This is a genomic window from Terriglobales bacterium (assembly GCA_035651995.1).
Taxonomy (GTDB): domain Bacteria; phylum Acidobacteriota; class Terriglobia; order Terriglobales; family Acidobacteriaceae; genus DASRER01.
In genome coordinates this window covers 39,436-51,853 of sequence record DASRER010000020.1, presented here as the reverse complement: position 1 = coordinate 51,853, position 12,418 = coordinate 39,436, and the positions used below count along the sequence as shown (strand labels likewise).

Here is a 12,418-nt window from a genome sequence, read left to right as displayed (position 1 = left end):
CTGGTCTTACGTTCTGCGCAGGGCTCAAGCCCTGCTCCACCCCACAACAAAAGCTGTAGCCTCCACTACTCACTGCGTGATCTCGGGATGAACGGCGCCTGCTTCCGGCAACGACGCCACCAGCAGCTCCGCCTGCCACTGCGGCTTCACGCTGACCTTGGGGACCGAGGCCGGAATCACCGCCGCCTCACCGCGTGCCACGGAGGCCGCCGGCGCTCCGGGAGCGGAAATTACCGCGCAGCCTTCCAGCGCGACGACAATCTGCACGCTGCGGCCGCTGGAACCACCGATTTCGCGGGCGCCGCTGAGCGTGTACTTATCCACGCGGAAGCACGGTGAGTTGACCAGTGTGACCAATCCATTCGATTGCGCTGCGCGCTTTGCTTTCCCCGCGCGAGTTTGCGGTTTCATCGCCGCCAGGCCCAGCTCGACGTGCAACTCGCGCCCGCGCCCATAATCGTACAGGCGATAGGTGGTATCGGAGTTCTGCTGGGTCTCCACCAGGACCGAGCCCGGCCCGATGGCGTGCACCGTTCCCGCGTCCACATAGATGAGATCGCCGGGCGACAAGTCAACGCGGTTCAGCAGCTCCTCGGCGCGGGCTTCGGCGATGGCGCGCTCCATGTCGGCGCGCGTGGTGCCCGGTTTCACGCCGAGTGAGACGTAGGCGCCGGGCTCGGCGGCGAGCACGTACCAGCACTCGGTCTTGCCGCAGGGAAGCCCCGAGCCGCGCGCGCACTCGTCGTCGGGATGCACCTGCACGCTCAGCTTCTCGCGGGGGAACAGAAACTTGATGAGCAGGGGAAACCGCCGCGCTTGCGGCGCCGCCGTGCCGATCAAATCCGCGCCAAAGCGCGGGCTCAGTTCGGCGAGCGAGGCGCCGGCCAGCGGACCATTGGTCACGCGGCAGTCTTCGCCGGTGAGCCACGCCTCGCCGATGGGCTCTCCGACGACCGGACGTGAGTAGACGGGCCGCAGGTCGCGCGTCCCCCAGGGGCGCGTCTTGAACTGCGGCTCCAGCAGCAATGGATACAGCTCGCTCATGCCCCTTCCAGCGGCGGAAACCCGGCCCGCTAAGCGGTTTGATTATAGAGGCAGGGCTGCGGGCTTCCCGGGGATTGACCCCGAAAATTGCAAGTGTTGCATGCTAGAATTTTCCATACCGTAGCCAGAGACTCAGTTCCTGATCTTCAGCAGCCCAGGCAGAGAAGCGCTGTGATCGAGCTTGCCCCTTCCATCCTCTCGGCCGACTTTGCCCGTCTCGCCGAACAAGTGCGTTCGGTGGAAGAGGGGGGCGCCACTCTGCTGCATGTGGACGTGATGGACGGGCACTTTGTGCCCAACATCACCATCGGGCCGCCGGTGGTGGCGTCGTTGCGTAAGGCCACGCGGCTGCCCCTTGACGTCCACCTGATGATCGAGAACCCGGACCTGTACATTCCGGCATTCGTGGATGCTGGCGCAGACTGGATATCGGTGCACCAGGAGGCCACCGTCCACCTGAACCGCACGCTCAACCTGGTGCGCAGCCACGGGGTACGCGCGGGGGTGGTGGTCAATCCAGCAACGCCGGCCGAGTTCCTGAGCGAGGTGCTCGACCTGGTGGATTACGTGCTCGTCATGTCGGTGAATCCCGGGTTTGGCGGGCAGAAGTTCATTCCCGGGGTGCTGCACAAGGTGATGAAGCTGGCCACAGAGCGCCAGCGGCGTGGGCTGAGTTTCCGCATTGAGATTGACGGCGGCATTGGGCTGGCTACCATAGCCGACGCCGTCCGCGCCGGGGTCGAGGTGCTGGTGGCCGGGAACGCCGTTTTCGGCGAGGGAGACCCGGCCGAGAACACCCGCCGCCTGCTGAAGGCTGCCAGCGAGGCGACGCTGGTGAAAGTTTAGCGATTTTGACCGTTCAATCCGGCAGGAGCCGGGTTGCCCGGGGCGCCACCCGGACATCCAAGCTAGCAGTAGCTCGGTCCGGCAACAAAGATTCTGAGAGGCTGCATGCGTCGTCTGATTAGTGCCTGCCTGTTGGGAACCGTCGCGCTGCTCACCGCCGGCTGTCACCATAAGGTTTCCAATCCCATTGCCAACGTCAATTCCAAGCAGCCGGACAAGGTCCTCTACGACCGGGCCATGGAGGCGATGCGCAAGGGCAAGTGGGACGTGGCACGCCTCACGCTACAGACCCTGATCAACACCTACCCCGATTCCGAGTTCGTGGCACGCGCCAAGCTGTCGGTGGGCGACTCCTGGTACGCCGAAGGCACCACCACTGCGCTGCAGCAGGCCGAGATCGAATACCGCGACTTTGAAACCTTCTTCCCCAACATGCCGGAAGCGGCCGAGGCGCAGCTGAAGATCGCTACCATCCACTACAAACAGATGGAGAAGCCGGACCGCGACTTCACCCACGCCAAGCGCGCGGAAGAGGAGTACCGGCAGCTGCTGCAGCAGTATCCCGACAGCAAACTGGTTCCCGAAGCCAAGCAGAAGCTGCGCGACGTGCAGGAGGTGCTGGCCGAGCGCGAGTACCGCATCGGGCGGTTCTACTTCCTGCGTGAGTCGTATCCCGCGGCCATCGCGCGCCTGCGCTCGCTCACCGACAACTATCCGCTCTATAGCGGCGCCGACAGCGCCCTGCTGATGCTCGGCAACGCCTACGAAAAGGAAATCGACCTTATTCGCGCGGGCCGAGCTGCTGAAGTTTCCAAGGGCCGGCTGATCGAAGACTTCACCAAAAGCGCCGCCGAAGCCTACACCCGGCTGATCAACCGTTATCCGATCAGCGAGGAAGCCAAGTCTGCGCGGGAGCGGCTGACCGCACTGCACCGGCCGGTGCCTACTCCCACCGCCGAAGCCATCGCGCAGAACAGGGCGGAAGAAGAGAGCCGCCGCGAAACGGGCAAAGTCGGCAAGGTCATGCTGAACTTCAAGCGCCGTCCTGACGTGGCGCAGGCGGCGCATGTTGGAGAGCCGTCGCTCAATCCGGGCGAAGAAGCCAGCGCGCCTGAGATCATGAAGCGCGCCGAGCGCACCGCCGTCGGCAGCATGGGAGGCGACAGCGACAACCACAGCGTCTCGGTCGAGACCGTGGGCCGCGGCGCTCCGCCTCCGAACGAGGCAACGCCGCGAACCGAAGAAGCTCAACCTTCGACGCCGGCGCCCAATGTCGCGCCGCCGACCGGTGGCTCCAGCTCGAACTCGGCGCCATCGTCGAACCAGACCGGCATCGAAGACCTGCCGGTGACCGGTGGCTCGGCGCCGGCAGCGCCCGGCAATAGCGGGCCTGCAGCGCCAGCCAACAGCGCACCTGCTGCGCCGGCAGCGCGTCCGCCTTCCGCAAACTCGGCTCCGGCGGCAGCGACGCCGGCGGCCAATGAGCCCGCACCGTTGCCCCCGCCCACGCAGATAAACGAGGCGGCACAGGAGCCGGCGGACCAGGCCAGCTCGGCCCCGAGCTCGTCCACATCCGGCAAGGTGGACAAGAAGACCGAGTCCACTTCGAAGAGGAAGAAAAAGAAGAAGCTGATTATCTTTTAGGTATCCCAGTCCTCAGCCGGGTCGCGCAATCAGCACGACCCGCGAATTCTCGGTCGTGCTTTTCCTGCCGGCGCGGCGTCTGGCGCGGAAATGGGAGTTCGCGTAATCGGCGGTCTGCCGCCCTAAGTAACTTTCCCTACGCCGGGTATTCGCGTTGACTTGGATACCGATAAACAGTACCTTTTGCACACTGCTCCCCGGGAAATCCCAAGGAAAACGCCGTGAGTCTCAAGGTCCTTCTGGCCGACGACAGCATGACTGCCCAGAACATGGGCAAGAAGATCCTCACCGACGCCGGCTACAAGGTGGTCGCCGTGAGCAACGGCGCCGCCGCCATGAAGAAGATCGCCAGCGAGAAGCCCGACATCCTGGTGCTCGACGTCTACATGCCCGGCTACACCGGCCTTGAGGTCTGCGAGAAAGCCAAGGCGGACCGCGCGGCGCTGCCGGTGCTGCTCACCGTCGGCAAGCTCGAACCCTACAAGGCAGAAGACGGCCACAAGGTCCGGGCCGACGGCGTGATCGTGAAGCCTTTCGAGGCCACCGACCTGCTCAACGCGGTGCAGAAGCTGGCGGCGGGACTGGGAGTGCTGCCCGATGCCCAAGGCGCGCCCAAGGGTAAGCCGGCCGACTTCGAAAAAACCGTAAAGATGGCGCCCCTGGAATTCGCGGTGGAAGCTCCTTCGGCCGAGGAAGCGCCGCCGGAGCCTGCGCCTGCGCGAACCGAGACCATCGAAGTGCCGAAAGAAGTGGCCGCGGCGGCCGCCTTCGAGCTTCCTCCCGACGAGCCGCCGGTCACGATTCCGAGCATGCCGGCGCCCGACGCGGGCAGCGCCGCGTCTGCCGTGATCACCGAAGCGATGCAGGGCTCGCAGTGGTTCGCCGAGCCGCTTCACGAGATCGTCGTACCGGCGCCGCCGGCGCCCGAACCGGTCCCTGCGCCGAGTCCGGTTGTGCCTGACGCGGAAGCGACCGCGTCGATTGAAGCGTCTGTGGCGCCGCCGGCCGATGAAGCAGCGCCGCCGCGCGAGACGCGCTTCCGCACCGAGGCCATTGAGCCGCCCGCAATCATCGCAGCCGCTGCAGCGGCGGCCGCTGGCGGCGAAGCTGCGCCTCCGGCGTACGAGGGTTCCGCGGCGGGCGAGTTCACCGTGGGCAGCGGCGTGCACGACGCGGCCGTCATCGAGCCTCCCGTCGCGCCCGAGATCGAACTGGAAGCCGCGCCTGCACCCGCCGTGCTCGAGCCGCCCGCGCCCGCAAAGGACCCCGAGGTTGAGTACACATCGCCGCCGCCGGCGCCGGTTGACGCCGTCGCGGAAGCGGGACTCGAATCCACGATGCAGGCCTCGGAGGTCGAAGCTCCGCCCGCGCGTGATCCGGCGCTGGTGACCGACGCCACCGAGATGGCGCAGTTCACCACGCGCTTCGGCGCCGCCGAGCCGGCGGAAGCCGCTCCCGCCGAGACGCCCGCGCCCGAGGAGGCCCCGGCGCCTCCGCAAACCTGGGCGGCCGACCACGCTTTTCCTGACGACACCGCCGCGCGCGTGCGCCTGGCCGAGGAGTTCCACGCCGCCATCGCGCACTTGCCGGCAACGCCGCACGATGAGCCGGTACACGAAGAAGCTGCGCTGGCGCCGGTCGCGGAGCCCGCCCCGGCCGCCGCCGCGACTGTTCCCGATCCGCACCTGGTATCGGAACTGGCGGCAGCGCTCACCGCCGGCAGCGCGCAGATCGCCACCGAGGCTGCCGCCAGCGGCGGCGCCGATCCGCAGACCGACGCCGTCAGCCGCGCCGTGCAGCGCGCCCTCGCCCGCCTGCACAACGAGATCGTGGCGGAAGTGATGCGCGAGCTGAAGGGCTAGCCGCCCAACATCCACCAATCCACCACAGAGACACAGAGCAACCGAGGTCCTGGCCGCGCGCGATCGGTATGCGCAGCCTCACAGCCCAAGCGTCGAGTTGGCGGCTCGCGCCACCTGCGGACTCCGCCCGTCCCTGTCCGGTTGGACGCGGCCGCCGTAAGCGCGGGTTTCCGCGATTCGAGTGTAGGATTGCTGCAGCCGACGTGAGGCGATCGCCATGTCATCCGCAGAAACAAAATCAGCCGGGCCGAAGGCGCCCGATCCGAAGGCTTCCAATTCGCAACCTGGCATCTGCTTCGGCGGCATGACTCCGATCCTGCGCGTGGCCGACCTGAAGGCTGCCATCGATCACTACGTCCGCGTGCTCGGCTTCCGCATGCTGTGGGACTCGCCGAGCTTCGCTTCGGTGAAGCGGGACGAGTGCGAAATCTTCCTCTGCGAGGGCGACCAGGGGCACGCCGGCGGCTGGGTGTGGATCGGGGTGAGCGACGTGGACGCCGTCCTCGCCGAGTACCGGCGCAGCGGCGCAAAGATCCGCCACGCGCCCACCAACTACTGGTGGGCCTACGAAATGCAAGTCGAAGACATTAACGGCAACGTGCTGCGCATCGGCTCCGAGCCCCGGGGCAAGACGATGGGCGAGTGGCTCGACATGCGCGGCGTCCGCTGGATCCCGCAGGCTGATGGCGGATGGAAGAAGGTGAAGTAGCCGGTCAAGAATCGGACCTTCGAAGTTCGGCGTCTGACCAGTATCCGCTCTGTTTGACCCCTCTTTTTCCCGTCCTTTACACTGAAAAATTCCCGCGTCGCTGCTGGGAGACGTAGCAGGCAACGTCTCTGCGCGTTCTTGCCAGCCGTCGCGATTCGCCGACACATGCCCCACGATCTCCCAAAAGCCTACGACCCGGGCGCGATTGAGGCGCGCTGGGCCGAATACTGGGTCGGCGAGCAGTTGTTCCACGTCGAAACGCCCGGTCCGGTTTCCAATCCCGAGCAAGCGCCGCACATCTTCACGCTGCTGCTGCCGCCGCCCAATGTGACCGGGCGGCTGCACATGGGGCACATGCTGAACCACACCGAGATGGACATCATCACGCGCTGGCGCCGCATGCGCGGGGCGCTCGCGCTGTGGCTGCCCGGCACGGACCACGCCGGCATCGCCACGCAAATGATGGTGGAGCGGCAGCTGGCCAGCGAGGGCGTTGCACGGCGCGAGCTGGGCCGCGAAAAATTCGTGGAGCGCGTGTGGAAGTGGAAGGCCGAGTACGGCGGGGCGATCCTGGAACAGATGAAGCGCCTGGGCGACTCGGTGGACTGGTCGCGCGAGTACTTCACCATGGACGATCGGCTCTCGCCGGCAGTGCGCGAGGCCTTTGTCCGGCTGTGGGAAGACGGGCTGATCTATCGCGGGAAGTACATCGTGAACTGGTGTCCGCGATGCCAGACGGCGATCAGCGACCTGGAAGTCGTGCACGACGAAGTGGTGGGCAAGATTTACGAGATCCGGTATCCCGTGGAACCGTCGTTTCCCCACGTTAGCGCCGATGAAGCCGGCGTGAACACGGGGCACGCTCATGAAAGCGGTGAGTTCATCACGGTGGCGACGACACGTCCGGAGACGATGTTGGGTGACACGGCGGTTGCGGTGAACGCGGCTGACAACCGCTACCGGCGTCTGCATGGGCGGCGCGTGCGCTTGCCGCTGGCGGCCGATGTCCGCAAAGACGCACTCGGAAACGAGGTGACGCGCTCGATCCCGATCATCCTCGACGAGCTGGCGAATCCCGAGTTCGGCACCGGCGCGGTGAAGGTGACGCCTGCGCACGATCCCAACGACTTCCAGGCCGGGCTTCGCCACAACCTGCCGCAGGTTGATGTGATGGACGAAGTGGCGCGCATGAACGCCAACGCCGGCCGCTACGCCGGACTGGATCGCTACGAAGCGCGCGAAAAAATTGTGAACGAGCTGCGCGAGGCGGGACTGCTGGCCGCCGTGCGCGACCACATGCACGCGCTGGGCAAGTGCGATCGCTGCAAGACGGTGGTTGAGCCGCGGCTTTCCACGCAGTGGTTCGTGGCGGTGAACAAGCAGCCGAAATCGGGCGGGCCATCGATGGCGGAGCGCGCGCGGCGCGTGGTGGAAGACGGCTCGATCCGCTTCACGCCGGAAAATTACAAGGCCATCTACCTGAACTGGATGGCCGGTATCTACGACTGGTGCATCTCGCGGCAGTTGTGGTGGGGCCACCGCATCCCGGCGTGGCACTGCGGCGAATGCGCCGAAATCATTGTGGCGCGCGAGGCGCCGAAGTCGTGCGCGAAGTGCGGCTCGGCGAAGCTCACGCAAGACACCGACGTGATGGACACCTGGTTCTCGTCGGGACTGCTGCCGTTCACCGCGTTCGGATGGCCTGCCAAGACGCGCGACCTGGAGGCGTTTTATCCCACGTCGCTGCTGGTCACGGGCTTCGACATCCTGTTCTTCTGGGTGGCGCGCATGATCATGCTGGGCTGTCACTTCATGCGCGATCACCGGCAGGATGCGGCGGTCAAGGTGGCGAGCGGCGCGGCGCGCGGTCCGCGCGAAGCCGAGAAGACGAACGACACGGCGCCCTTCCGCGAGGTGTACATCCACGCCCTGGTCCGCGACGCCGAGCGGCAGAAGATGTCGAAGACCAAGGGCAACGTGGTGGACCCGATCGAGATCATCGAGCGCTTCGGGACCGACGCGGTGCGCTTCACGCTGGCATCCATGGCCGCGCCGGGGACCGACATTGCATTTTCCGAGTCGCGGACGGAAGGCTACCGCGCTTTTGCCAACAAGATCTGGAACGCGGCGCGCTTCCTCTTCATGCACGTGGACAAGGCGGAAGAGAGCGGCGCGTGGGAGTTGGCGGAGTTTGGGGCGAGCAGTTCGGAGGCCTCGCGAAACGTTGCCGGAATCCCGGGCTTCCAGCCGGTCACGCTTGAGGACAGGTGGATCGCGTCCTGTTTTTCGCGCGCGGCCGAGCAGTGCAATGCGGCGCTGGCTGAGTATCGTTTTCACGAGGCGGCGCTCGGCGTCTACCACTTTTTCTGGGACGAGTTTTGCGACTGGTACATCGAGCTGGCCAAGCTCCGGCTGAACACGGGCACAGACGACGCGGCGAAGCAGGCGACGCGCGCGGCGCTGAACAACCTGGCCTCGCTGTTCGAGGCGGCGCTGCGGCTGCTGGCGCCGTTCATGCCGTTCCTGACGGAGGAAATCTGGCACGCGCTGTACGACGGCAAGCCGCCGCTGAAGTCCATTGCGCTGGCGAGTTTCCCGCAGGCCGACGCGAAGCAGATCGACGACGCCGCCGAAACCGAGATGGCGGTCCTGATTGACCTGATCGTCGCAGTTCGAAACTTGCGGACCGAGCAGAAAGTGGAAACACGCGCGAAGGTCCCGGTGCGCGTGTTTGCCGACACCACGACGCGCAAACTGGTCGAAGCCAACCGGCAGGCATTGGAGAAGCTGGCGAACGTGGAGGCGGTCGAGTTCGTGTCGCAGCCGCTCTCGCAGCAGGCGGGCTCGCGAAGCACGGCGCGCTTCGATGTGGCGCTCGTCTACGAGAAGAAGATTGACGCCGGCGCCGAGCGCGAGCGCCTGACGAAAGAGCTGGCGAAGCTCGAGGGCGAGGCCTTGCGCGCGGCGGCGCAGCTGGCGAACGATGGTTTCCTGGCGAAGGCGCCGCCGAAAGTGGTGGAAGGCCTGCGCACGCGCGCGGCGGAGCTGGCCGTGCTGATCGAGAAGGCGCGGCGGGCGCTGGACGCCATCGGGTAATTGCCTAATCGGGTCATCGGGTAAATTAGGGACGCGGCGAGGTCCGTGGGGCGCCGAGCCACATGCCGAAGGGCCTTCGTGCTGCGTCGTGAACTACGGGCCCACAGCGGTTTTCAAGAGAAATGAACTGGCACAGCCATCGCGTCACCGCCATCCTGGAGAACGCGCTCGCCGAGGACAAGGCGACGCGCGACTCGACGACCTACGCGTGCATCGATCCGCAGCAGCGCACGGTCGCAACCGTTCTTGCAAAGCAGGACTGCGTGCTCGCCGGCGTGGGCTCGGTGCAGCGCATCCTGGAAATTTTCGCGGTGATGGATGGAACAGTCACGTCGCACCCCGATGTCACTTCGCATCCCGAAGTTTTCGACGGCGTGCGGCTGCACAAAGGGCAGACGATTGCCGTCGTCCGGCACAATGCCCGCGTAGCGCTGGCCTGCGAGCGCGTGATCCTGAACGTGCTGCAGCGCATGAGCGGTATCGCGACGCTCACGCGGCGCTTCGTGGACGCGGTGGCGGGCACGCGCGTGCGCATCCTCGACACGCGCAAGACCGTGCCGGGACTGCGCGGGCTCGACAAGTACGCGGTGCGCTGTGGCGGCGGGTTCAATCACCGGCTCGACCTGAGCGACGGCGTGCTCATCAAGAACAACCACATCGCGCTGGCCGGCAGTATTGCCGAGGCGCTGCGGCGCGCGCACCAGAACCGCCGCGGCGAGCAGCCCATCGAGTGCGAAGTGCGCTCGATCGCCGAACTCGAGGAAGCGCTGGGCAACGGCGCCGAGGCCATCCTGCTGGACAACATGAGCGTGGAAGACGTGCGCTTCGCCGTGGAGCGCGTGAAGCAGCACACGCGGCGCATTCCGCTGGAGGTTTCGGGCGGGATCAATCTGGAGAACGTTCGCGCGTACGCGGAGACCGGCGTGGAGTATATCTCGGTCGGCGCCCTTACCCATTCGCCCATGGCGGTGGACATGAGCATGCGCATGGCGCCGGGGTAAAACGCTGCCGGCTTCCCGCTGCCCGCTCCCCGCACGGCCCGCTGACCGCGAAGGCACGAAAAAGCGAAGAGATTCTTCTGACGATCGCCTCGCGCCTTTGGTGTCTTCGTGGGGAAGAACCGGGTTGCGGGAAGCGGGTAGCGGGAAGCCGGCAGCGTTCTTCTATAATCCCCGCATCCGCAAAGCCCTGCCAAAGCGCATTCCCGCTGAGGTCGCCGTGCCCGACGGACGCACCGACGAGCGCCTGGGGCGCGTGGTGCGTCTGCTCGCCGATCACGCCATGGTGGTGGTGAGCGGCACGAAGCTCGCCGATGAGATTGGCGCGTCGCGCTCGGCGGTGTGGCGTCTGGTGCAGCAGCTGCGCTCGCTGGGAGTGGAAATCGCCGGGCGCCCGACTACTGGATATCAGCTCACCACCGTCCCCGATCTTCTGCTGCCCGACGTGCTGGCGCCGCTGCTGCGAGGCACTCGCCTGGCGAAGAACATTCATCATTACTTCCGGATCGGCTCCACGAATACAGTGGCGATGGATGCGGCGGCGACGGGCGCGCCGGAGGGCAGCGTGTTCCTGGCCGAAGAGCAGACGGCGGGGCGCGGGCGCGGCGGCAATCGCTGGAATTCGGAGCGGTCGTCAGGGATTTACTGTTCGGTGATTCTGCGGCCGGCGGTGCCGCCGGCGGACATCCTGTCGCTTTCGCTGCTGGCCGGGCTGGCGGTGGCTGACGCGGTGGAGAGCGTGACCGGTCTCAAGCCCGACCTGCGCTGGCCGAACGACGTGCTGCTCGGCGAAGAGAAATTCTGCGGCATCCTCACCGAGATCAGCGCCGAGGTGACGCGCGTGCGCTACGCCGTGGCCGGCATCGGGATCAATGTGAACCAGCGCGAGTTTCCGCGGGAGCTGCGCGGCCAGGCGACGTCGCTGCGGATGGCGTCGGGACGCATGTGGTCGCGCGTGGAGCTCGCGGCGGCTTTGCTAAAATCGCTCGACCGCATGTACGCCGATTTTCAGCGCCCCGGCGGCGTGCAAAATGTGCTGCCGCGCTTCGAGGCGGCTTCCAGCTACGCGCGCGGCAAGCAGGTGCGGGTTGACGAGAACGGCGGCTTTGAAGGCACCACCGACGGCCTTGATGAGCGCGGATTTCTCCGCGTGAAGACCGCCGGTGGCGTGCGGACGGTGATTTCGGGAGGAGTCAGGCCGATTGCGTAATTGAGAAATCGGGTAATCGGTTAAAGTCAAATCAAGAGCCAGCCACAAAGGACACGAAGGCGCCAAGGTCACAAAGTAGCGGTCCTCGATTTTCATTTACCGGCTTTCTCAATTTCTCAATTACCCGATGCTTCTGGTCCTCGATGTCGGCAACACGAACACGGTGCTGGGCGTTTTCTCCGGGCCTGAGGGCGGAGCGCGCCGCCTGGTGGCGCATTGGCGCGTCGGGACGGTGCGCACGCAGACGGTGGACGAGTACGGCGTGCTGTTCCGCAACCTGTTCGCGATGGGCAATATTGACGCGCGCGCGGTGAACGGCATCGTGATTTCTTCGGTCGTGCCGCCCATGGACCCAACGCTGCGCGAGGTGTGCGAGCGATACTTCGGCACGGCGCCGCTGTTTATCGAGCCGGGCGTGAAGACCGGCATGCCGGTGCGCTATGAGAATCCGGCGGAGGTCGGCGCCGACCGCGTGGTGAACGGCGTGGCGGCTTTCGAGAAGTACGGCGGGCCGTGCATCGTGGTGGACTTCGGCACGGCGACCACATTCGACGCCGTTTCCGCCAAGGGCGAATACATGGGCGGCGTGATCTCGCCGGGCATCGGCATTTCGGCGGATGCGCTGTTCAGCCGCACCGCGCGCCTGCAGCGGGTGGAAATCCGCAATCCCGGCCGCGTGATCGGCACGACGACGGTGGGCAGCCTGCAGTCGGGGCTCTACTTCGGATACCTCGGGCTGGTGGACGGAATCCTGGAGCGCATGCTGCCCGAGCTGGGCGGAAATCCGAAGGTGATCGCGACGGGCGGACTGGCGCCGCTGATCGGCAGCGCGTCGAAGTACATCACCGAGGTGGACGAGCTGCTCACGCTCGATGGATTGCGCATCATCTGGGAGCGGAATGCGGCGGCGGGACGTGCGCCGCAGGCTTCGCGCGGCCAGCAAGCCGCCAAAAAGGCACGCTGATTGCGGAGGGGCGCCGCTTTCAGTCGCGCCGTCAATCGCGCCGAC

General features: G+C 66.1%; 9 protein-coding genes. 8 read left to right on the top strand and 1 reads right to left on the bottom strand.

Annotated features, from left to right (window positions below; all coding sequences use genetic code 11):
• Nucleotides 1–69 precede the first annotated feature (69 nt).
• Entirely contained in the window at nt 70–1,044 is a 975-nt protein-coding gene (locus VFA60_06110; protein ID HZQ91346.1) for a type I phosphomannose isomerase catalytic subunit, read from the bottom strand.
• 171 nt (nt 1,045–1,215) lie between these two features.
• Between VFA60_06110 and rpe the strand changes: the two genes are divergently transcribed.
• From rpe to VFA60_06070, 8 genes are all read left to right on the top strand, one after another.
• A complete protein-coding gene (rpe, locus tag VFA60_06105) occupies nt 1,216–1,890 on the top strand; it encodes a ribulose-phosphate 3-epimerase (GenBank protein ID HZQ91345.1) in 675 nt (224 codons plus the stop codon).
• A gap of 105 nt (nt 1,891–1,995) precedes the next feature.
• The gene (locus tag VFA60_06100) at nt 1,996–3,534 is read left to right on the top strand and encodes an outer membrane protein assembly factor BamD (protein ID HZQ91344.1); all 1,539 of its coding nucleotides are present in this window, start codon (nt 1,996–1,998) and stop codon (nt 3,532–3,534) included.
• Between the two features lie 221 nt (nt 3,535–3,755).
• Nucleotides 3,756–5,396 (top strand): response regulator, encoded by a 1,641-nt coding sequence (locus VFA60_06095; GenBank protein HZQ91343.1) that lies wholly within the window; start codon nt 3,756–3,758, stop codon nt 5,394–5,396.
• A gap of 217 nt (nt 5,397–5,613) precedes the next feature.
• A complete protein-coding gene (locus VFA60_06090) occupies nt 5,614–6,105 on the top strand; it encodes a VOC family protein (GenBank protein HZQ91342.1) in 492 nt (163 codons plus the stop codon).
• Nucleotides 6,106–6,270: 165 nt separating this feature from the next.
• Nucleotides 6,271–9,201 (top strand): valine--tRNA ligase, encoded by a 2,931-nt coding sequence (locus VFA60_06085; protein ID HZQ91341.1) that lies wholly within the window; start codon nt 6,271–6,273, stop codon nt 9,199–9,201.
• Nucleotides 9,202–9,323: 122 nt separating this feature from the next.
• Nucleotides 9,324–10,202 carry a carboxylating nicotinate-nucleotide diphosphorylase gene (nadC, locus tag VFA60_06080; protein ID HZQ91340.1) on the top strand — a complete coding sequence of 293 codons (879 nt, stop codon included), beginning with the start codon at nt 9,324–9,326 and terminating at the stop codon, nt 10,200–10,202.
• A gap of 217 nt (nt 10,203–10,419) precedes the next feature.
• Nucleotides 10,420–11,409: a biotin--[acetyl-CoA-carboxylase] ligase gene (locus tag VFA60_06075; GenBank protein HZQ91339.1), complete on the top strand. Its 990-nt coding sequence runs from the start codon at nt 10,420–10,422 to the stop codon at nt 11,407–11,409.
• 127 nt (nt 11,410–11,536) lie between these two features.
• The gene (locus tag VFA60_06070; GenBank protein ID HZQ91338.1) at nt 11,537–12,373 is read left to right on the top strand and encodes a type III pantothenate kinase; all 837 of its coding nucleotides are present in this window, start codon (nt 11,537–11,539) and stop codon (nt 12,371–12,373) included.
• The last annotated feature ends 45 nt before the right edge of the window (nt 12,374–12,418 follow it).

Coding starts and splice junctions, on each gene's coding strand:
- nadC (HZQ91340.1), top strand. CDS start 9,324: ATGAACTGGCACAGCCATCGCGTCACCGCCATCCTGGAGAACGCGCTC.
- VFA60_06085 (HZQ91341.1), top strand. CDS start 6,271: ATGCCCCACGATCTCCCAAAAGCCTACGACCCGGGCGCGATTGAGGCG.
- VFA60_06110 (HZQ91346.1), bottom strand. CDS start 1,044: ATGAGCGAGCTGTATCCATTGCTGCTGGAGCCGCAGTTCAAGACGCGC.
- VFA60_06100 (HZQ91344.1), top strand. CDS start 1,996: ATGCGTCGTCTGATTAGTGCCTGCCTGTTGGGAACCGTCGCGCTGCTC.
- VFA60_06090 (HZQ91342.1), top strand. CDS start 5,614: ATGTCATCCGCAGAAACAAAATCAGCCGGGCCGAAGGCGCCCGATCCG.
- VFA60_06070 (HZQ91338.1), top strand. CDS start 11,537: ATGCTTCTGGTCCTCGATGTCGGCAACACGAACACGGTGCTGGGCGTT.